The organism is Caballeronia eucalypticola (genome assembly GCF_047608185.1).
In the GTDB taxonomy this organism is placed as follows: Bacteria; Pseudomonadota; Gammaproteobacteria; order Burkholderiales; family Burkholderiaceae; genus Caballeronia.
Genome location: NZ_JBLKRU010000032.1, coordinates 53,319 through 71,873, shown reverse-complemented (window position 1 = coordinate 71,873; position 18,555 = coordinate 53,319). Strand labels below are relative to the sequence as shown.

Annotated in this window: 22 protein-coding genes; 9 read left to right on the top strand and 13 right to left on the bottom strand. The window is 58.3% G+C overall.

What is annotated here, in order from left to right; genetic code table 11:
• Nucleotides 1–68 precede the first annotated feature (68 nt).
• From ACMX25_RS28765 to ACMX25_RS28735, 7 genes are all read right to left on the bottom strand, one after another.
• Nucleotides 69–518, bottom strand: coding sequence for an ester cyclase (locus ACMX25_RS28765; protein ID WP_414953388.1), 450 nt, complete (start codon nt 516–518; stop codon nt 69–71).
• 185 nt (nt 519–703) lie between these two features.
• Nucleotides 704–1,078, bottom strand: coding sequence for a hypothetical protein (locus tag ACMX25_RS28760; protein ID WP_414953387.1), 375 nt, complete (start codon nt 1,076–1,078; stop codon nt 704–706).
• A gap of 61 nt (nt 1,079–1,139) precedes the next feature.
• Nucleotides 1,140–2,027, bottom strand: coding sequence for an NmrA family NAD(P)-binding protein (locus ACMX25_RS28755; RefSeq protein ID WP_414953386.1), 888 nt, complete (start codon nt 2,025–2,027; stop codon nt 1,140–1,142).
• Nucleotides 2,028–2,132: 105 nt separating this feature from the next.
• On the bottom strand, nt 2,133–2,615 hold the full coding sequence (locus ACMX25_RS28750) for a hypothetical protein (RefSeq protein ID WP_414953385.1): 483 nt from the start codon (nt 2,613–2,615) through the stop codon (nt 2,133–2,135).
• Between the two features lie 97 nt (nt 2,616–2,712).
• Nucleotides 2,713–3,258: a MarR family winged helix-turn-helix transcriptional regulator gene (locus ACMX25_RS28745; RefSeq protein ID WP_414953384.1), complete on the bottom strand. Its 546-nt coding sequence runs from the start codon at nt 3,256–3,258 to the stop codon at nt 2,713–2,715.
• The gene (locus ACMX25_RS28740; protein ID WP_414953383.1) at nt 3,258–4,022 is read right to left on the bottom strand and encodes a hypothetical protein; all 765 of its coding nucleotides are present in this window, start codon (nt 4,020–4,022) and stop codon (nt 3,258–3,260) included. Before ACMX25_RS28740 ends, ACMX25_RS28745 begins: the two co-directional genes overlap by 1 nt.
• Before the next feature lie 118 nt (nt 4,023–4,140).
• Nucleotides 4,141–5,292: an epoxide hydrolase family protein gene (locus ACMX25_RS28735; protein WP_414953382.1), complete on the bottom strand. Its 1,152-nt coding sequence runs from the start codon at nt 5,290–5,292 to the stop codon at nt 4,141–4,143.
• Nucleotides 5,293–5,429: 137 nt separating this feature from the next.
• On the opposite strand from ACMX25_RS28735, the gene ACMX25_RS28730 reads away from it, so the two are divergent.
• From ACMX25_RS28730 to ACMX25_RS28720, 3 genes are read left to right on the top strand one after another with little or no spacing between them, the layout of a single operon-like run.
• Complete coding sequence (locus ACMX25_RS28730) at nt 5,430–5,765, top strand: ArsR/SmtB family transcription factor (protein WP_414953381.1); 336 nt, start codon at nt 5,430–5,432, stop codon at nt 5,763–5,765.
• Nucleotides 5,762–6,289, top strand: coding sequence for an SRPBCC family protein (locus ACMX25_RS28725; RefSeq protein WP_414953380.1), 528 nt, complete (start codon nt 5,762–5,764; stop codon nt 6,287–6,289). Before ACMX25_RS28730 ends, ACMX25_RS28725 begins: the two co-directional genes overlap by 4 nt.
• A gap of 18 nt (nt 6,290–6,307) precedes the next feature.
• A complete protein-coding gene (locus ACMX25_RS28720; protein WP_414953379.1) occupies nt 6,308–6,730 on the top strand; it encodes a DUF1801 domain-containing protein in 423 nt (140 codons plus the stop codon).
• A gap of 24 nt (nt 6,731–6,754) precedes the next feature.
• Here ACMX25_RS28720 and ACMX25_RS28715 read toward each other — a convergent pair whose 3' ends face one another.
• From ACMX25_RS28715 to ACMX25_RS28700, 4 genes are all read right to left on the bottom strand, one after another.
• Nucleotides 6,755–7,738: a hypothetical protein gene (locus ACMX25_RS28715; RefSeq protein ID WP_414953378.1), complete on the bottom strand. Its 984-nt coding sequence runs from the start codon at nt 7,736–7,738 to the stop codon at nt 6,755–6,757.
• 138 nt (nt 7,739–7,876) lie between these two features.
• Nucleotides 7,877–8,845 carry a helix-turn-helix domain-containing protein gene (locus tag ACMX25_RS28710; protein ID WP_414953377.1) on the bottom strand — a complete coding sequence of 323 codons (969 nt, stop codon included), beginning with the start codon at nt 8,843–8,845 and terminating at the stop codon, nt 7,877–7,879.
• 90 nt (nt 8,846–8,935) lie between these two features.
• Nucleotides 8,936–9,313, bottom strand: coding sequence for a hypothetical protein (locus ACMX25_RS28705; protein ID WP_414953376.1), 378 nt, complete (start codon nt 9,311–9,313; stop codon nt 8,936–8,938).
• A 115-nt stretch (nt 9,314–9,428) separates the two neighbouring features.
• The gene (locus ACMX25_RS28700; RefSeq protein WP_414953375.1) at nt 9,429–10,304 is read right to left on the bottom strand and encodes a LysR family transcriptional regulator; all 876 of its coding nucleotides are present in this window, start codon (nt 10,302–10,304) and stop codon (nt 9,429–9,431) included.
• 131 nt (nt 10,305–10,435) lie between these two features.
• Here ACMX25_RS28700 and ACMX25_RS28695 point away from each other — a divergent pair, with 131 nt between their 5' ends.
• From ACMX25_RS28695 to ACMX25_RS28670, 6 genes are all read left to right on the top strand, one after another.
• Nucleotides 10,436–11,299: an alpha/beta hydrolase family protein gene (locus ACMX25_RS28695; protein WP_414953406.1), complete on the top strand. Its 864-nt coding sequence runs from the start codon at nt 10,436–10,438 to the stop codon at nt 11,297–11,299.
• 58 nt (nt 11,300–11,357) lie between these two features.
• Entirely contained in the window at nt 11,358–12,290 is a 933-nt protein-coding gene (locus ACMX25_RS28690) for an MFS transporter (RefSeq protein WP_414953374.1), read from the top strand.
• Nucleotides 12,178–12,750 carry an MFS transporter gene (locus ACMX25_RS28685; protein ID WP_414953373.1) on the top strand — a complete coding sequence of 191 codons (573 nt, stop codon included), beginning with the start codon at nt 12,178–12,180 and terminating at the stop codon, nt 12,748–12,750. The genes ACMX25_RS28690 and ACMX25_RS28685 overlap by 113 nt, the downstream gene beginning before the upstream one ends.
• A 64-nt stretch (nt 12,751–12,814) precedes the next feature.
• Nucleotides 12,815–13,666, top strand: a complete 852-nt coding sequence (locus ACMX25_RS28680) for a DUF72 domain-containing protein (RefSeq protein ID WP_414953372.1) — start codon at nt 12,815–12,817, stop codon at nt 13,664–13,666.
• 1,047 nt (nt 13,667–14,713) lie between these two features.
• On the top strand, nt 14,714–15,766 hold the full coding sequence (locus tag ACMX25_RS28675; RefSeq protein WP_414953371.1) for a porin: 1,053 nt from the start codon (nt 14,714–14,716) through the stop codon (nt 15,764–15,766).
• Between the two features lie 89 nt (nt 15,767–15,855).
• On the top strand, nt 15,856–16,788 hold the full coding sequence (locus ACMX25_RS28670; protein WP_414953370.1) for a glycoside hydrolase family 6 protein: 933 nt from the start codon (nt 15,856–15,858) through the stop codon (nt 16,786–16,788).
• Between the two features lie 29 nt (nt 16,789–16,817).
• Here the strand turns inward: ACMX25_RS28670 and ACMX25_RS28665 are convergent, their stop codons facing one another.
• Both ACMX25_RS28665 and ACMX25_RS28660 read right to left on the bottom strand, forming a co-directional pair.
• Nucleotides 16,818–17,522, bottom strand: a complete 705-nt coding sequence (locus ACMX25_RS28665; protein WP_414953369.1) for a YceH family protein — start codon at nt 17,520–17,522, stop codon at nt 16,818–16,820.
• Nucleotides 17,523–17,660: 138 nt separating this feature from the next.
• Entirely contained in the window at nt 17,661–18,449 is a 789-nt protein-coding gene (locus tag ACMX25_RS28660; protein WP_414953368.1) for an alpha/beta fold hydrolase, read from the bottom strand.
• Between the last annotated feature and the right edge of the window lie 106 nt (nt 18,450–18,555).

Here is an 18,555-nt window from a genome sequence, read left to right as displayed (position 1 = left end):
TCGTTCAAGTGAAGAAGGTTAGAAGTACGCGGCGTCGCCAAACGTTTCCGGCAACGCCGCGCCCTCGGTCACGCTGCCTTAAGGAGCCCGAGTTGTTGCAGAGCGGTCACGCCATCGTCCAGGCCAATTTCCTCAACAATCCTCCCATCTTTGAGACGAAGCACGGTCGTGCCGGTGAAGCGCATTTTTCTGCCCGTCGCAGCCGGCAACGATCCAACCAGAAAATCGCTGAATGCCGGGCCCGTGTGCGTGCCGCCACCCTCCCAACGTCCGACTACATAGTCCCCCTCGGCGATAAGATCAGCAGCGCCCCAGAAGTTAAGGTCGGGAAACGCTTCGCGAAAGCCGTTCATGAATGCCTTGATATCCTCGCGGCCACGGCGCGGTTCATGCAGCGAGTAACGTAGAAGCATGTCGGGTGCAGCGAGTTCGTCGACAATGCCGAGGTTGCAGGTCTTGCCCCAGAAATCGGTGAACCAGCGGCCTACGATCGCCTTGTTGTCGTCTTCTCTGGACATGGTGAATTCCTCATTGACAGGTTGTAGAAGAGCGGCACGATCGCCTCTCTCTGCCGGAACAATATCGACGTAAGCGGCCGGATACTCCCCGTTTCTTGCGGCAACATTCGAAGAATTCCCGGAGGGAGGATTAGCGCGGATGAATCATGGTCCGTTTTACATGCTGGGTTTGAGCGAAACGTTCCTCAAGCTGCAGAAGGATCACCGATCAGCAACGCAAGCGGCTTTAACGGTGAAAGGGCGATGAGCTCAAACTCCATCATGCCCGCCACGCCCAGCGGCAGCTTTTCCAGAATCTCGTAAGCTTCGGCGGTACTCGACGCGTTCATGATGAAGACGACCCCGTACCCTTCGGCCTGGAAGTACCAGTGATCTATTTTGCCGGCTAGATAGTTACGAACGGTGGCTCGCACTTCGAATGGCAGGATAGGTGCTATCGCGTCGGGTGTTCCCTTCGTCGTCACCGAACCTATCGCAAGGATCTTGTTCGTTGGCGCGACGACGGCGGCTAGCGCAGGCAGAATGTCCGCATGGACACGCGGATTTTTTGCTTGGGACATGATCAAACTCCAGTTCATAAAACGGTGGGAGATACCGGCATCACTACAATTCGGACTACTTTTATTTAGGCTGAAAAAGCTTGATGTTGGCTTTGACGTATTCGCCGACCGTCATGGGCTTTTTGCCCGTTAAAGTCTCAATCACATCGTTGCTTCCGGCGAAAACCCCGTTTTGATAGTCGTGATACACCGCGACAATATGCTGGATGAAATGCTCCGGCATTCCGATTGCATTCAGCCGTGCGCGAAATGCGTCGAAGCTTTCCGGTTCATAGCGAATCTTTCGGCCCAATGCCTCGCCAACGGCGCTCGCGAGCTCTTCGTGATTCATCTCCACCGCGCCATAGAGCGGGTAGATCTTGCCGGCGTGCGGCGTTGGGTCGAGGAGGATATTGGCGATCGCGCGTCCCTGGTCCTCCGCTGAGATGGGCGCGTGACGCCCCTCTCCTGCCGGCACCTTGATGAGATCGTGGTTAGCAATGAGCGGCAATTGAAACCCGTACGTCAGCCATTCCATAAAAAAGGTGGGACGAAGATGCGTAACGGGAACGCCGGCCCAGTCGAATACGCGCTCTCCGTACCAATGCGAACGTGCGGCTTGGCTCACGGCGTCCATCTTTGCGGAGATCTGCGACATGTTCACAATGGATCGCACCCCTGCGTCTATTGCGGCATGTGCGAAATAGGCGCTTGCATCGACAAGTTGCGGCTGCGTGACGGGATACACAAAGTACGCGCCGGTCACGCCCTGCACTGCTTTTTGAACGGCCCCGTTATCGAGAAGATCGCCTGGGACAATCTCGACTCCTTTGGCGCGCAATGCCGCGGCACGGTCGTCCTCGTTATGCACGAAAGCCCGAACCTTTGCTCCCTTCGACAACAGATGGTCGATAGCGCTCCGACCGGTGGCGCCGGTGGCGCCAGTTACCAGATACAGTTCATCACTCATCTCATTCTCCAGATAGTTTAAATACGATTTGTAATCCTACATATATGGAATGGAACACCATCCCGGCATCCTTCGTTCCCTGCGCTCCTGACTTAGTTCTCTTTTCTACCGGCTTGCCGAACCGCCCAAAGCCGCCAGCGGAGATAACGGGCCCAGTGGAATAAGGTCGAATTCCATGAGATCCGCCCTGCCGAGCGGCAGCTGTGCCAGTGTGTTGCGCGCCTCATTTACATCGGTCATATTGAGAATAAAGACCACGCTCGCCTGGTCCTTGCGCACATACCACTGGTCAATCTTTCCCTCCAGGTAAAGTTTGACGGTGTCGCGTACTTCCTGTGGAAGCACCGCGCCGACCGCATCAGGAGTTGACTTGGACGTCAACCGGCCGATCGCGAGTATTCGGGTGGTGGGTACGTTAGGTAATCCGAGCGCAACGGACGCTTGCGCGGGCTCCAATGGCGCCTGTGCGAAGCTGAACGCGGGTGCGGCAAGCGCCAGCGTGACCGCCAGCGCGGCGGTCACTAACCGCTTGGGAAGGATCGAAACAGAACCCTCCGTAGTTTCGTCGATGCTTTTCTCGAATGTCATGACATCTCCTTAAAGGTAAGTTTTTGATGTATATACAACATAGACGGTAAAAAAAATGCCATCGAAACGACGGCGACAATCGCAGGCGGATGACAAATCAGACAGGCGAAGTCCAGACCGATGCCGATGCCTTATGGACTGCCCCAACTCCCTCCGGCCCCAGCAACTTGCCGGCCTGTCTTTGTGCGGCACGCCAATCAGGGAGCACGGCTTCAATCTTTTCTTCGCCCGCTGCTGTTAGCGCGACTTCACGAATTCCCTTTGCGTCCGATGACACCGCTTCGACCAATCCCTTCTGTATCAATAGATCCAGGTTGCGCGAGACGGTTGACCGTTCCAGTTGAAGAACCTCTCCAACCTTCCCCGGCGGGCAAACACCAATTTCGCCCAATGCGGTAAGCATATTCACTTGGGCAATGGTCACGTCGTGGCTTGCCATCGCTTGCTCGTAGATGGCCGAAACCGACCGCGCGACGACACGAACACGCATGGCCAGGCAGTTATTAATGATTTCGCGAGTGGAGCTACGTGTTGTCATGAATCGAACCAGGTTTGTTGATGAACCCATTGTTGTAGATACAACGTTCGATGTCAAGTTTATTTTTGCTGGCGATAACAAGCGATTGTGGCCCTCGCCAAACATCACATCATTCCGCCGGTGGCGCCGCTTTTGCTGCCGGTGCCGGCGCCCGATGACGACGAAGCGGGTGTTGTAGCTAGCGGATGGGCAAGACCGGCCGATGAGAGTAGCGAGACAGCGGTCTGATCGGGCATGCCGTTGGTATCGATAGCGCCTGCTCGTGCCAGCGCATCGAGATCACCGTCAACGCCCGCTTGCCCAACATTAAACGGCGTCGTCAGAAATGCCGGCGTTGCCAACGTGAGAGCGTAGTGCGCTTGCAGATTCGTAACCACCGCCGATTGTGCGGCTAGCACGTCGGCCTGGTTTGCCAGAGCTTGCTGAAACTGCGGGTTATTCGGAAACCCCGCAATCAGACCGGCTTCGTCGGTGCCAAGTTGGGAGGCGAGATAGACCAGCATCAACTCGGTCTCGGGTGTCGTATTAAAGGTGCCGCCGCCAAATGCCGGGGAATGCAAACTTACGGCACCGGAGTTCGCTGTGATGACGCAGGGAAGCATGGCGTTGAGCGTGATCGCGTAGTGTCCACCACCGTCCGACAAAGCCGAGCCCGAACCTTGCGCGCAACTGAAGTTGACCGTCGCGCTGGCGAGCGCGCTGCCGGTCGCGGACGTGCCGGATAGGGTGATGTTTGGCACCGCATTTCCGCCGCCACACTCGCCGAGGCCGATGCAAGAGTTTCCGCCGCACGCCACGAGCGTTACAAGCGAAGCGATGCAAGCTGCGGCTAGCGCCGGGCGAACGAAACACGCATAACGAGCGTTCATGGTTGCCTGCCATTGATAGAGTCAGCCAGGACAATCGGTTTCACGCAAAGGAACCCGGCGTACCTTCAATTTTAACTCTCAAAGCGCCGGGAAACCTGCCCTCTCTTCAACGAACCGGCTACCGGAAGCGCCTGAAGAAGTCACGAATATCGGCCGCCAGGAGTTCAGGTTCTTCCATTGCCGCGAAATGGCCGCCACGTGGCATGTCCGTCCACTGCGCGACATCGAAAACTCGTTCCATCCATGCCCGCGGCGGATGGTTAATCTCTTTCGGAAAGTGTGCAAATCCCACTGGCGGCGTTACCCGTTGCCCAGCAGCGAAACGCATGGGCTGCAACCGATTTTCCCAGTACATTTGAATTGCTGAACCAATGCTTTGCGTGTACCAGTAGAGCGACAAATTGGTGAGCAGTTCATCTTTCGAGAATTTACGTTCGATATCCCCATCGCAGTCGCTCCATGCGCGAAATTTCTCCCCAATCCACGCAGCCAACCCGGCAGGCGAGTCGTTTAGCGACGCAGCCAGCGTCTGCGGCCTCGTGCCGTGCATATGCGCATAACCACCCTCGAGCGCGGCCCATTCAGCTTTCTCTTGAACGTAGGTTTGTTCGGCGACGGTAAGCGGCGAATTCGCGGCATCGATTGTGGGTTCGTACGAGCTCGGCAGAAAGTTAAGATGAATGCCATCGACTACTTCGGGGTGCTGCAAGGCGAGCGCGATCGACACCCCCGATCCCAAGTCGCCACCCTGAGCACCAAATCGTTCGTAGCCCAAACCTTTCATTAGCGATGCCCACAAATCGGCCACTTGGAACGCCGAAGTTCCGGGTGCGGCTGGCGCCGGCGAAAAAGCAAAGCCCGGCAGTGAAGGAATAACGACATCGAAGGCATCCTTTGGATCTCCGCCGTATGCGGCAGGGTTGCACAACCGCTCAGCCAACGCGTGAAATTCGAAGAACGATCCCGGCCAGCCGTGCGTGATGATTAGCGGATACGGCTTGGGTCCAACGCCCCGCCGATGAACGAAATGCACGCGCTGACCGTTCACGTCGGCCATGAATTGAGGTTGCTGGTTCAGACCGTGTTCTGCAGCACGCCAATCAAAACTCTCGGCCCAGTGCGTCACCCATTCGCGCAGCCATGCGTGCTCTGTGCCCTGTTGCCACGGCTCGGACGGCGTCATGGATGCCCACCGGGTATTGCGCAAGCGGCGGCGTAAGTCGTCGATCTCGACGTCGGATACGGAAATCTGAAATGGCTCGATATGCATGGCATCTCCTCTGAAGGCGTGCAGTCATTCTCCACGATCCAGCCGCAAAAGACAGGACGCCCGATTGCTCAGTTAAATCGCGCGGTTTTCATAAGCATGGCTTGACACGTATATACCTAACAGAGTATATATTGGGTATGGAATCAACATTCGCAATCATCGCCGAGCCGAGCCGCCGCGCCATCCTGAGTCTGCTAGCAACAGCTGAGCGGTCCGTGGGTGACATCGAGGAAAATTTAAACCTCTCGCAACCCTCGGTCTCCAAGCATCTACGGGTGCTTCGAGAGGCCGGGTTCGTGGAATCGCGCGTTGACGCGCAGCGGCGTTTATATCGGATCAAACCAGAGCCGTTGATGGAGATCGACGCCTGGCTCGCACCGTTCCGCCAGTTCTGGTCGGTTCATGTCGACGCGCTGGAACATCATCTCGATCAGATGGATCCTGTACCGCGAAAAAAGGGAAAGAAACGATGAGCAACCGCGACCAATACATGCCGGGGCCGGCCGCCGGCGCCGAAGTCCGGAAGGATGGTGAGAAGTGGACTCTTATTCTCGTGCGCGAGTTGCGCCATCCGCCGGAGAAAGTGTGGAAGGCGCTGACCGACCCGGCCAGTCTGCGTGAATGGGCGCCGTTCGATGCCGACCGGAACCTCGCGTCTGTTGGTCCCGTCAAGCTTTCGACTGTCGGAACACCGACGCCGCAGATCTCGGCGTCGCAGGTGACGCGCGCCGAGGAGCCGAAGCTGCTTGAGTATCGCTGGGGCGAAAATGACATGCGATGGCAGCTTGAGCCGGTCGACGGCGGCACGCGGCTTACGCTGTGGCACAACATCGATCGCGGGTTTATATCGATGGGCGCCGCCGGCTGGCACATTTGCCTCGATGTACTCGATCGGCTTGTGGCCGGCGACCCCATTGGCCGTATTGTGGGTGGCGAAGCAATGAAATTTGGTTGGCCGCGCTTGAACATCGAGTACGGAAAGCAATTTGATATCTGAATCTTTAGGATCACAAAAATGAAAAAAACTGATTTAGCCGAAGGGCTGTCGGCATCCGAGTTGATCGACAGAAAAATCACTGAGCTTGGGGACTGGCGCGGTGAGACTTTGAGCAGGATGCGCGAACTCATCAAAGACGCAGACCCGGACGTCGTGGAGGAGTGGAAGTGGATGGGCACGCCCGTGTGGTCGCATGACGGAATCATCTGCACCGGCGAGTCGTACAAGTCGGTCGTGAAATTGACCTTCGCCAAGGGCGCTTCGTTGGCAGACCCGGCCAAGCTGTTCAACTCGAGCCTCGACGGGAATACAAGGCGCGCGATTGACATCCACGAGGGTGAAGAGATCGAGTCGAAGGCGTTCAAGGCGCTGATCGGTGCTGCTATTGCCCTTAACACGTCGAATGTAAAAGCTAAGGCAAAGCCAAAGCGCGTGAAATAGACTAGTGAGAATCTTTCCGACTTATCAATAAGTCAGGCCAAGGCTCACTGTCCATCCCTTGAGGTGGGGACCAAATAGATAGGCTGCTCCTACCTGAAGGCGTTTCGATTGAGCGTTGTCTCTTGAAAGAGGAAGTTCGAACCCGCCGCCGATGTTGGCCAAGGTTGAAAACCCGAGAGCGTTGCGATTAGGTCCGAAAAACCCGCCGTATCCCGCATTGACAACGTAATTCAACGGACGCGCAAATAGCTGAGCACCTGTCGGCGCCGAGTACGCCGACTGGATCGACCACGAACCGGCTGTTTCCCTGAACCGCAGTAACGGATCCGATTCGTCAAAACTGGAGACCCAGGACCACGCAATATGCCCACGAATAGTCAGCGTCTGTTCTGGCGCCATGCTCGTCGTCCATTCGAGCGCGGCGTTCGGCGTGACGAGCCATGCATTTTCGTGCCAGTTGAATAGCGGCCCGTCAGTGGCAGGTTTAAGGCTGGTAGCCGCGCCCGAATACGAAGCGTCATTGAGCAACCGAGCCACGCTGAGGTCCAGGCCAGGCTCGAACGTGAATCCATAACCCAGTTTGCTTTTCAGGAACAGGCCACCGCTCGCGCTGAAGGCCGACCACTTGCTTGCAATACTGCCTGCCGCGCCGTTAGGATCGTTGATCGTGAATTCGTCCTTTTCGCGAAAATAGCCGCCTGACACCCGCCAGCCAATACTGTTTCGATCCGAAAACGTGAGCAAACTACCCTCGTAGGGAATCCGGGTGACGGTGAGGGATTGCGGAACCGCACCATCCGAGATGTCGAGGTGTGCGGAGCTGATGTCCGGGGTTGTGGTCAAGTTGAGAATCTGCGAATACCCTGAACCGAGACGCGCGGCGCCGATGAAGTCCCGGCTGGACTGAGCAATCGCCGATGCCGAGGTTGTGACGGCGAGCGGAAAGACAAGGAACCGGACCACAAGAATCGACGCAATGCTACGGCGGCTTCGGGCTGAAGTTCGCATGCAGAGTTCTCTCCGTTTGGCGATCGGGTAACCGCACACGCAATCGCTGTACCGCACGCAAACTCAGGATGAATTCCTGGTAAGGCTCCGTCGTCGCTCTCTGACCGGGCGACGCGTCACGCTACCTTAAGCGCACATTTATCCAGTCTCTTCGTCCTCCGAAGCAACCCGCCCTCGTTTTCCTTGAAGCGATGGCGAGCGCTCAGTGAGCCGCACGACATTGTCGTCATCAGGAACACCGGCTTCAGCAAACTCCCGGCGATATGCCGCGGGCGTGGTGTCTCTCACCGACTTGAACTGCCGGTTGAAGTTGGACACATTCGCAAAACCTGACCGTGCCGCAATGACGGAAACCGGCAGCGATGTATTGCTCAGCATCCGGCAAGCATGGCCAATCCTCACGCGGGTCATGTACTGGCCTACGCTCTCGCCCATGTGTTGTGCAAAGTAGCGCGCGAGTGAACGCTCCGACAGGCTCGCAGCCGCACACAATTCCGACAGACGCAAAGGTTCGGCAAAACGCGCTTCGATCAGCGACAGCACCCGGTTGATGCGTTCGGGCTCGTGACCGGAAGGTCCGCCGTCACGCTCGTTGAACGCACTGGGTGACGCAAGCGGTTCGCCCGGTGAATCGGCGAGCGCGCACAAGATGTCCAGCGTACCGGCGAGGCGTTCGCGCGTCGCGCTCGATAGCAGTTCGTCGAGACGCTCGCGCATCATGGTGCCCGCCTCGGGTTCGAACGCCAGTCCACAAGCCGCCCGGCGCAACAACTTGCGCAGCGGTTCATATTCCGGGCAGCAATCCGCCAGCCGCCGGGCCCACTCGCCATCGAACCAGATCACGATTGCCACTTGCGGCAACGATGGTTCAATAGAGCGATTCGACGCCCAGGTATGGGGAAGGTCCGGTGGAACCAGCACGAGGTCGTCAGACCCGTAGCTGGTCACTGAATCGCCAATGTAGCGCTTGCCGTGGCTATTCATTGTCAGCGTCAGTTCGTATTCCGGGTGATGATGCCACTCGAACGGAATGCGGGGAAGCCGCCGGTGATAGACCCGGACGGAGCAGCTGCCGCCGAACTCGACATGTTCGTATGCTGGCTTCATGACGGAAATCGCAAAGTGAGTGTCCGGATAGTATCACCGCGGCGAGCGTGCGCGACAGGTGCTCCGGTCATCTCGGCTTGCACGGGAACGTCAAACCAGCATCGAAATAATTCCTCCAATGGTGAGGCCCGCAGCGATCCATCTTCCGGCCGTATAGAACTCGTTGTGATTTTGTTGCGGCTGGTCGGGACGTTCGAGTCCGAGCGTGCCGTAAGCAAGCGACTTGATTGCCGAAACGTTCGACGCTGCACCGTCGTCACTGCTTGCGTCCTGATTAGCCAATGCAGCGCCTTCGGGCGAGATTGTGACGGCCGAATCCTGTGTCGCGGCATCGGCCGGCGTGGTGCTCTGCGCCGCTTGCGTCGGGTCGACGTTGTCGTCCGATACAGAACGTTGGTCAGTCGCGGCACTCGAAGTCGATATCGTCTGCTCTGAAATTGGCGACGACGCGACATTGCCTATCTGCATAGCGAATCCCTCATCTTTGTCGGCCTCTCCAGCTTATCGACGCAAGCGGGCGGATCTTTAGTGTTGGTAGGGATGGGTAAGGTCAGCGCACTGCATTGACGAAATGCGAGGCGGCTTAAGCCAATGTCTGCAGCAACTTCTGCCGCACAATTCCCGTAATCTCAAGCTGTCGATCATTTTCAAGCATGCCGATTACGCGCTTGAGCGGGCCGTATGGAAGTTGCAATGCAATCAGCGAATGGTCGCGCGTCCAGGCGACATGCTTAAGCAAAGGCACGATGGAAACTCCTACGTTTTGCCGCACCAGGTCGATGATGGCTGCCACCGAATTGACCTCAAGAATCTCCTTGGGTTTTATCCGCATGCGCCGCAAGGTCTGTTCGACTTTGGCGCCCGTTGGCGAAGTCCGGTCGAAGCGAAGGAATGGCTGAGTCTTTAGCAAGGACGCGACATCGGCCTGTGCCGTTGCCACCCGCGTGCTTGCAATCAACATCAAGGGCTCTTCGTAAAGCGGTGTCCATTGGAGATTGGCGGGCGTCTCGTAAGGTATTTGCACGATAAGCGCGGCGTCTATCTGGGACGCCGTGACCTGCTCTGCGAGCTCTCCGGTGTGCCCAAGAACGAGCCGGACATCGAGCGCCGGATACTGCGCCTTCAGGCCAACCAGGTTCTCCGACAGAAAGCCCATCGCTGAAACAATTGCACCCACGGTAATGCTGCCGGCAATCTCGTGACCCGTGTCCGCGTCAGCGAGCATTGCCTCATACGCCGCGACCAATTTGCGCGCTTGCGGAATCAACGCACGTGCGGCGGGAGTTAGCGTAATGACCCGCCCTGACCGGAGGAACAGCGGTCTCCGGAACTCTTCCTCAAGCGCACGCATCTGCTGTCCGACCGCTGCCTGGGTCAACGCAACACGGCCTGCGGCCGCTGCGAAGGAGCCGTATTTTTCGACGGCAAGGAAGGTGCGCAAAAACCTGATGGTGCTCATGGGAATGGCATTCCAACATTGCGAGACTAAAGATTTAGTTTAGTTTGTGTAAATATAAATCAGTTAGTTTTTTTGAATAAGCGACTGCACAATTGTACGGTGAATCATTCCTTTACAAGGCTGCAGACATGATGCATGGAACTGAATTTCCGCCCGTAGACGAACCCGTCGAACGTGGACAAGCGTATTACGAACTAGGATCGACGACCGTGTTTGCATCGCGTCACGACCCACGTTTCGCTTACACGTTGTATGTGCCGGAAACGATCCTCGAACCGGGCAATGACGTTGAGCTCGTCGTGGTCATGCACGGCACGGGGCGCCAGTTCGCGCACTACCGCGATGCGTTTGCGGAGTTCGGCCGCTGGAACAACTGCGTCGTCTTATGTCCGCTCTTTCCAGTCGGCGTGCGCGGTGACGGCAACCGGGACGGCTTCAAACATCTGGTTGAAGGCGACATCCGCTATGACCGCGCGCTGCTCGACATGGTCGATGAAATCAGCGACCGCTATGGCAAACGCTTTGACCAGTTCGCGTTATTCGGCTTCTCCGGCGGCGGTCAGTTTGCAAATCGGTTTGCCTATCTGCATCCAGAAAAGTTGTGGGCCGTGTCGATCGGTGCACCGGGGTCGGTGACATTGCTCGATATCGATCGCGACTGGTGGGTCGGCTTGCGTGGTTTCGAACAGCAGTTCGGCAAGGCATTCAACCTTGACGCCTTGAAGCGCGTGCCGGTTCATATGGTGGTCGGCAAGGCGGATCTGGAAACATGGGAGATTACGCACCGCGAAGGCGGCCGTCACAACATGCCCGGAGCAAACGACGCCGGTAAGACGCGTCCAGAGCGCATCAGGACGCTCAAAGCGTCGTTTGAAGTTGCAGGGGTCCATGTCGTGCTGGACGAACTGGATAACGTGCCACACAACGGCATGATGGCCGTGAGCGCGGTTCAGGACTTCCTTGCAGCCGTACTGCGCGAGCGCCGGTCCAGCTGATTCAAGCGATACCCCAAACAAACTCGCTTTACTGGCGACGTGCAGGAGGAGACGGCTTATGAATCCAGCAGAACACGAACGCGGATCAGTGCCCGCTGCGCCCGACCTGCGCCAAGTCCGCCGCGCGTTAATTGCGTCGGTGATCGGCAGCGGCTTCGAGTGGTTCGACTTCACGGCGTACGTCTATTTCTCGAAGACCATTGCCGAGGTGTTCTTCTCGGTGGGAAGCAGCGTGGTGTCGATGTCGCTTGCGCTCGCCACGTTCGCTCTCGGCTTTCTCGTCCGGCCGCTTGGCGGAGTCCTCTTAGGCATCTATGCGGATCGCGTTGGCCGTGCTCGCGCCCTTTCGTTGGTTATGCTGATGATGTGCGCCGGCACGCTGATATTGGCCTTGGCGCCTGGCTACACGACGCTGGGCGTCGCCGCTCCCCTGCTCGTTCTGCTGGCGCGGCTGGTCCAGGGACTGGCGATTGGCGGCCAGTTCAGCCTTTCGTCGGTCGTGGTGGTGGAAAGTGCGCCGCCCGGCAAAAAGATGTTCTACGGCAGCTTCAACATGTCCTCGCAGGCGCTAGCCATCTTGCTGGCCTCAGGATGCAGCTATTTGCTGATCAACAATCTCTCTGCACATTCGCTGTCGGCGTGGGGCTGGCGCGTGCCGTTCCTGATTGGCGCACTCATCGGACCACTGGGCTTTTACATCCGCCATAACATTGCCGAGTCGCCGGAGTTTGAGGCGCTGCGCAAGCAAGTTCGCGGGCGCAACACGAGCTTTCCGGCTGTGCGACTTTGTGCGCGAACAAGGCGATGCGGCGTTATGTGCAATGGGCGTGATGATCATTGGCACGGCCTCGAATTATTTGTGGAACGCGTATTTGCCCGTGTATGTGGAACGCCAATTGCATCTGCCGCTCAAGTCGGCTTTGCTTGGGACGTTTATTGGCGGGGTTATCAACTTCCTGCTGTTCCCGGTCTCGGGCAAACTCGCCGATAAATTCGGTGCGTACCGCCTTTTTTATCCACTGGTGATCAGTTGGTTGTTATGCACGTTCCCGTTGTTCTGGTTCATTGTCTCCGCGCCATCGCTCACGCGCCTCTTGATCGCGCAAATTATTGCGTCGCTCTTCCAGGCTGCCATCGCCGGTCCACATCCCGGCATGCTGGCGGCAATCTTCCCGGCGAAGGCGCGTTCAACTGGCGTGGCGCTGTCGTACAACCTCGCAGTCACTGTGTTCGGCGGCCTTGCGCCGCTGACCGTTTCGACGCTGACTCAATTCACGGGCAGCCACTATGTCCCGGCGTTTTATGTCGTCTTTGCCGCGCTGATTTCGCTTGCACTCGTGTCGTTCACGCGCACCGGACAAATGGCTTTGGCTAGCGACCGCGCTGACAGGAAGCTTTTTCCCGCGGCGCAGCATGGGCCCGCATCGGACCTTCAATCGTCCGATGGCTGACCACACGCCCGACGGTATTTCGCTACACTTGAGCGCATCGAGTGCACTGGGAGGGGTCTCATTCATGGCAGCAACCCGGAAGACGGCGAGCAAAGCTGGTGAAGCGGGCAAAGCTGGGCAGATCAGGATCGGCATTGGCGGCTGGACCTTCGAGCCGTGGCGCGGCACGTTTTATCCGGAAGATCTCGTGCAAAAACGCGAACTGGAGTACGCGAGCCGCAAGCTGACCACCATCGAGGTCAACGGCACGTTCTACGGCTCGCAGAAACCCGCCACGTTCGTGAAGTGGCACGACGAGACCCCGGATGATTTTGTCTTTTCGCTAAAGGCTCCGCGTTTTGCGACGAACAGGCGAGTGCTCGCGGAAGCCGGCGATTCCGTTGACCGTTTCCTTGCGAGCGGCGTGCTCGAATTGAAGAACAAGCTTGGCCCGATCAACTGGCAATTCGCCCCGACCAAACAGTTCGATCCGGACGACTTCGAGGCTTTCTTGAATCTGCTGCCGCATAAAGTCGATGGCCGTGAGATCCGCCATGCGCTCGAAGTGCGGCATGAGAGTTTTCGCGACGAGGCATTCGTTGCCCTTGCGCGCAAACATGGTGTTGCCATCGTCATGGCGGGGGATTCGAAATATCCGCAGATCGCGGACGTCACGGCAAAGTTTGTCTATGCGCGGATCATGGGGACAACTGAGCAGTTCGCTCAGGGTTATGACAAAAAGATGCTGGATCTGTGGACTAAGCGAGCGCGTGAATGGGCATCGGGGGGTGGGCCGAAGGGGCTTGAAACGCTGGGCAAACCTGCCGCGGCGGCAGCGGCGCGAGACGTCTATTTGTATGTGATCAGCGGGTTCAAGGCACACAACCCGGCGGCGGGCATGGCTATGATCGAGCGATTGAACGGTAGTGGTGCTTGAGTGGATTCAGCTGCGCTTACTTCGACTTGGCCGTCGTGCCGGGCGCGGTTAGCGCTTTGAGGAGCCAGTTCGTGGCTAGTCCTTGCGGGTGGTGTTAGTGGTCTACGTCATTGCCGGGTTGCTGCTTTCAAGGTTAGTGGTCTGCGAGAGTCGGCTTTTCTCTTTATCACTATTAGCCACTGCGCGTGGCGGCGCGTCATTTCTTTTTCCAAAGCGAAAAAGAAACGAAGCAAAGAAAACGCTTTCACCGCTCTACCCTAAGTGTCCACAGCGTGCAGTTTCTATTCATGGGTGCCCCAAAAGCACGGTGCTCGCCAGAGCCACGGATGGTTGAAACCCTCCTTCTCGCGAATCCTGACAGTAAAACGCTTCGCCCCGTACGCTCTCGGGCAAGCACCCTTGCCCCACGGACCCGCACGGCCTCACACGTATCTTCCGCTATAGTTCTTCGCGGGTTAGCTGCTCAGGTTGCGCCGCTATTTTCGGGGTTAAGCCTCACTCAATCTGCTCCCTCATTTATTGACGGGTTGCAAAGTGGTTCGGTATGCGTACAAATTTGGTGGATGGTTTTCCGCGGATAGCGCGGGGTGCTCTTCGGGCGGGTTCAGTCACTGGTGGCGAAGCGTGGGGTATCTGTGTTCGGAGAAAGAGGGGTTCACACATCCGTGGCTCTTGCGAGCACCGTTCTTTTGGGGCACCCATGAATCAAAACTGCACGCTGTGGACACTTAGGGTAGAGCGGTGAAAGCGTTTTCTTTGCTTCGTTTCTTTGTCGCTTTGGACAAAGAAATGACGCGCCGCCACGCGCAGTGGCTAATAGTGATAAATAAATCAGCCAACATAAAACGCGCAAAAACCTAAAAAGCAGCAACCCGGCATTGACTCCGACCGCTAACGCAGAACCCGTGCAACCCAACACCGCCACTACCGCCCCGCCCCCCGAAAACCAAGCGCCAGCGCCCCTTCTCGTGCGAACGAATATAAATTTCATTGCAACGACAGTTCAACTTGCTACAGTCGTGGAACTCCTTGCCAAGACCCATCGCGATGAATTCCCCAGTCCGACGCCATGCCAAGCTCCTCCGTCGCACTTGCAAACACGCCCTGCTCTGCGCGCTACCGCTCCTTACCACTGCAGGCACAGTCCGTGCGCAAGGCTCAGTCACGCTATACGGCACGCTAGACACCAGCATCGAAGTAACGAACCCCGGCAATGGCTGGACCACGCGAATGGATTCCGGCGCGTATCGTGGCTCACGCGTCGGCTTGCGCGGCCGTGAAGCCCTCAGCAGCGACACCAGCGTGATCTTCGACCTGGAGAACGGCTTTGGCTCCGCAAACGGCACCCTCGATACACCCGGCACGCTCTTCAACCGGCAGGCATGGATCGGCCTCGACGCACCGTGGGGCGAGACCCGCTTCGGCCGGCAATATTCGCCGCTCTACATCCCGTTCAAGGGCGGACTCGATGCTTTCGGCGCAGGTACCATTGGATCGGGGCTGAACAACTTGTCGAAGATCACGCCCTACACGGACAACGCGCTGACCTGGATCTCGCCGACAATCGGCGGCTTCACCGTCACCGGCATGGCCGCGCTCCGCGACCCAGGCGATGGCAACGGGTTCGGCGGGTATTACACAACAGCCAATTACACGCACGATGCCCTCCAGTTATCGTATGCACGGCAACAAACCCACGGCGACACGGGATTGCGCGCGAACTTGGCCGGCGCGTCTTATCTGTTCGGTCCCGTGCGCGCTTACGTCGCGCTGTTCAACGGCGACGGCGGCAGCCCCCGCTATCACGACGACGGCATTTCGTTGTCTGCTTCCTGGGCCATCTCCCCGCTCGCGCGCGCGTCACTAGGCTACGCGCACGCACGCGATCGCAGCGGCCAAGGCAACAACGCAGATCAGTTCAGCGTGGCGTTCGAATACACAATGTCACCCACGCTCCTGCTCTATTTCACCGCCGCCGACCTGGAAAATCGCGGCGCCGCTACGTTCACCCTGCGCGGCGTCAACGTCACGGGCTTGCCGGTCGCCTACCCGGGCGCGCCGGTACGCGGTGTGCAAGTCGGCATGATCGAACGATTTTGAACCGGCCTTTTTTACGTAACGCGATAGACAAGTTCAGCGCAACGACTCGAAAAATCCTCAGCAACATCCGCCCTCGAAGTGAACCGGACATGCTTATCAAATATTCTCTTGTTATCGCGGCGATGCTTTTTCTGGGCGTTACGCAAGCGCATGCGGACAGTGGGTTTTATGTCGATCCCGATTCGAGTCCTGCGTTATGGGTGCGAGCACATCAAGCGGACCCGCGCGCGCCACGCATTGCCGAGGCGATCGCCAACGTACCCATGGCCCGCTGGTTCGGTAACTGGAGTGGCGACGTGCACAAGGCAGTCAAGCGCTTCGTCGACAAGGCGGATGCCAACCATCGCGAACCTATCCTCGTTGCCTACAACATTCCTCATCGCGATTGCGGAGGGGCATCGGCGGGCGGCGTGGGCGACGCCTCCGCTTACGAAGCCTGGATAGACGCGTTCTCGCGCGGCTTGGGCAGTCATCGAGCGATAGTTATTATTGAGCCGGATTCGACCGCGCAACTGGACTGCTTCAAGACCGATGGCGAGCGCGAGGAGCGGCTTGGCTTGCTGCGTGATGCGGTCTCGCGTTTTCATCTCAACGCGCCGGCCGCGGATGTCTATCTCGACGGCGGCAACGCACGCTGGATTCCCGCAGCCGCCATGGCGGCTCGCCTCAATGCGGCCGGTTTGAGCGAAGCGAAAGGCTTCGCACTGAACGTATCCAATTTCTACACGACGCAGGAATCGGCGGCTTACGCATACGCGGTGAATGCCGCTTTAGCGGCGCAATTCGGCTATAGCAAACCGTTCGTTGTCGATACAAGCCGTAACGGCAAAGGCTCGGATGGCCAGTGGTGCAATCCGCCCGGCAGGATGATCGGCGCGCGCACGACTGGCGCCTCGGGCGCCATGCTGCCGATATGGATCAAGATTCCAGGCAGTTCCGATGGACCCTGTGGGTCGGCTCCCACGTCACCCGCCGGCGCATTCAGCCCGGAACTGGCGCTGCGTCTTATCGACGGTGACTGAGGCGCGAGCCGAAATGCTAGAACCTGAGGCTAGCCGCTCGTTTTGTCGAGGTTGATGCCCAGCTCGGCAGCCATCTGTTCGACCATCGTCCGAAGGCGGACCAACTCGTCGCCGAGGCGCTTGTGATCGGCTTTGAGAATCTCGAACTCCGTATATGAAACGAAGTCGTCGACCGCTCCGCTAGCCGACGCTTCGCTCACACTCACGCTCACTTCGCCGCATAACAAATGCGCCCAGCGGCTCTCGCGCTCGCCCGGCGTACGCGGCAGCTTCACGACACGCGGCGGCTCGCTGGAGGCGAGTTCATCGAGGAACGCCTCGACCGACGATACATCGGCGAAACCATGCAGACGCGCGGCGTTCAAGCGTAGTTCGGCGGCGGTCTGTGGTCCGCGCAGCATAAGCGTGGTAAGCAACGCCGCGGCCTGGCTCGGGATGCCCAGCACGCGGTTCATGTTGTGCTCGAAGCGCGGCACGCGGCTGCTGCTGCCTTCGAACACAAGGCTCAGGCGTTTCAGGTCATCGACGGCGGTGAGGACATCGGCGTCGGTGACGTTCATCACCGGGGAACGCGCAGTCTTCTGGTTGCAGCCCGATGTCAACGCATTGACCGACAGCGGATATGCATCGGGGACCGTGTGCTGCTTTTCGACAAGTACGGCCAGCACGCGCGCCTCGAGCGGCGTCAAAGTGCGCATGGGTGGGCGTGAGGGAGCATCGGGAGTGGAGTTCATGCTTGGCGTCGCTGAGTGCAGATACGTGTATTCGGACCGGGCGTTGAGCCGGGCGATAGACCTCTATAGGCGCTTAACCAGCCTTGTGAAGAGCACTATGATATCCGCCCTGCCCTTGCCCGAGAATACGTGGCAATCTCAAACGGCACTCTCAAGCCCATCGACAAACCCGCGAAGGATCCCGGCCACTTCCACCGGCGATTCAAGTGGTGACAAGTGGCCGGTACCGGGCAGAACATGCATGACCGCATGGGGCACGCGCGTGAGCAATTGCGCTTCGAGGATCGCGGGGCCATCGATGCGATCAAGCTCGCCGGCAATGACCATGACCGGTACATCGATCGCGGCGGCATCGAGCGTAATGTCTTCCTGGCTCGTCGATCGCGGCCATGCCAGCTTCGCCTGTGACGCGCCACGCAGGCTGTCTTCAATCACCTGTTCCCGATGCTTCGCGCTCAGCGGCTTGGCGGTCAGCATCTGGTCGATCGACATGCCGACCGACTCCCGCGTGAGGTAAGCCCCTTCCATTGCCGCACGCACTTCAGCGGGCAAAGCCAGCGGACCCGGCGGAGACGGCGCAACGAGCACGAGCCCCGCCAATCCCTGCGGGCGGCGCGACGCGAGTAACTGCGCGATCTTGCCGCCCATCGAGTGACCAACCAATACAAAGCGCTTCAGGTCCATTGCAGCAATCATGTGCTGCGCGTCGTCGGCGAAATCGGCGAGCGCGTATCCCGCGGGCGGCGCGTCCGAGTCGCCCCAGCCCCGAAGGTCCGGCGCGATGGTCCTGTATCCCGTCGGGAGCGCCGCTATCACGCCGTCCCACGTGCGCGACGATCCTCCCCAGTAATGTAGAAAAACGACTGGCAGCGCGCCGTTGCCCTGGTCTTCCACGTGAATGTTTATTCCGTTGGCTGCTACTTTCATCGCGTTGCTCCTTGATATCGACGGCTTGACCACGGTCGGCCAAACTCACAAGGCGATGTTAGATTAACGCGTGTTAAGCGATAATCCCCTCTTTAGTATCATCACT

What these genes read in the sequence shown, in the direction of transcription:
- ACMX25_RS28765 (WP_414953388.1), bottom strand. Translation starts at nt 518, where the DNA reads ATGTCCAGAGAAGACGACAACAAGGCGATCGTAGGCCGCTGGTTCACC.
- ACMX25_RS28760 (WP_414953387.1), bottom strand. Translation starts at nt 1,078, where the DNA reads ATGTCCCAAGCAAAAAATCCGCGTGTCCATGCGGACATTCTGCCTGCG.
- ACMX25_RS28755 (WP_414953386.1), bottom strand. Translation starts at nt 2,027, where the DNA reads ATGAGTGATGAACTGTATCTGGTAACTGGCGCCACCGGCGCCACCGGT.
- ACMX25_RS28750 (WP_414953385.1), bottom strand. Translation starts at nt 2,615, where the DNA reads ATGACATTCGAGAAAAGCATCGACGAAACTACGGAGGGTTCTGTTTCG.
- ACMX25_RS28745 (WP_414953384.1), bottom strand. Translation starts at nt 3,258, where the DNA reads ATGTTTGGCGAGGGCCACAATCGCTTGTTATCGCCAGCAAAAATAAAC.
- ACMX25_RS28740 (WP_414953383.1), bottom strand. Translation starts at nt 4,022, where the DNA reads ATGAACGCTCGTTATGCGTGTTTCGTTCGCCCGGCGCTAGCCGCAGCT.
- ACMX25_RS28735 (WP_414953382.1), bottom strand. Translation starts at nt 5,292, where the DNA reads ATGCATATCGAGCCATTTCAGATTTCCGTATCCGACGTCGAGATCGAC.
- ACMX25_RS28730 (WP_414953381.1), top strand. Translation starts at nt 5,430, where the DNA reads ATGGAATCAACATTCGCAATCATCGCCGAGCCGAGCCGCCGCGCCATC.
- ACMX25_RS28725 (WP_414953380.1), top strand. Translation starts at nt 5,762, where the DNA reads ATGAGCAACCGCGACCAATACATGCCGGGGCCGGCCGCCGGCGCCGAA.
- ACMX25_RS28720 (WP_414953379.1), top strand. Translation starts at nt 6,308, where the DNA reads ATGAAAAAAACTGATTTAGCCGAAGGGCTGTCGGCATCCGAGTTGATC.
- ACMX25_RS28715 (WP_414953378.1), bottom strand. Translation starts at nt 7,738, where the DNA reads ATGCGAACTTCAGCCCGAAGCCGCCGTAGCATTGCGTCGATTCTTGTG.
- ACMX25_RS28710 (WP_414953377.1), bottom strand. Translation starts at nt 8,845, where the DNA reads ATGAAGCCAGCATACGAACATGTCGAGTTCGGCGGCAGCTGCTCCGTC.
- ACMX25_RS28705 (WP_414953376.1), bottom strand. Translation starts at nt 9,313, where the DNA reads ATGCAGATAGGCAATGTCGCGTCGTCGCCAATTTCAGAGCAGACGATA.
- ACMX25_RS28700 (WP_414953375.1), bottom strand. Translation starts at nt 10,304, where the DNA reads ATGAGCACCATCAGGTTTTTGCGCACCTTCCTTGCCGTCGAAAAATAC.
- ACMX25_RS28695 (WP_414953406.1), top strand. Translation starts at nt 10,436, where the DNA reads ATGCATGGAACTGAATTTCCGCCCGTAGACGAACCCGTCGAACGTGGA.
- ACMX25_RS28690 (WP_414953374.1), top strand. Translation starts at nt 11,358, where the DNA reads ATGAATCCAGCAGAACACGAACGCGGATCAGTGCCCGCTGCGCCCGAC.
- ACMX25_RS28680 (WP_414953372.1), top strand. Translation starts at nt 12,815, where the DNA reads ATGGCAGCAACCCGGAAGACGGCGAGCAAAGCTGGTGAAGCGGGCAAA.
- ACMX25_RS28675 (WP_414953371.1), top strand. Translation starts at nt 14,714, where the DNA reads ATGAATTCCCCAGTCCGACGCCATGCCAAGCTCCTCCGTCGCACTTGC.
- ACMX25_RS28670 (WP_414953370.1), top strand. Translation starts at nt 15,856, where the DNA reads ATGCTTATCAAATATTCTCTTGTTATCGCGGCGATGCTTTTTCTGGGC.
- ACMX25_RS28665 (WP_414953369.1), bottom strand. Translation starts at nt 17,522, where the DNA reads ATGAACTCCACTCCCGATGCTCCCTCACGCCCACCCATGCGCACTTTG.
- ACMX25_RS28660 (WP_414953368.1), bottom strand. Translation starts at nt 18,449, where the DNA reads ATGAAAGTAGCAGCCAACGGAATAAACATTCACGTGGAAGACCAGGGC.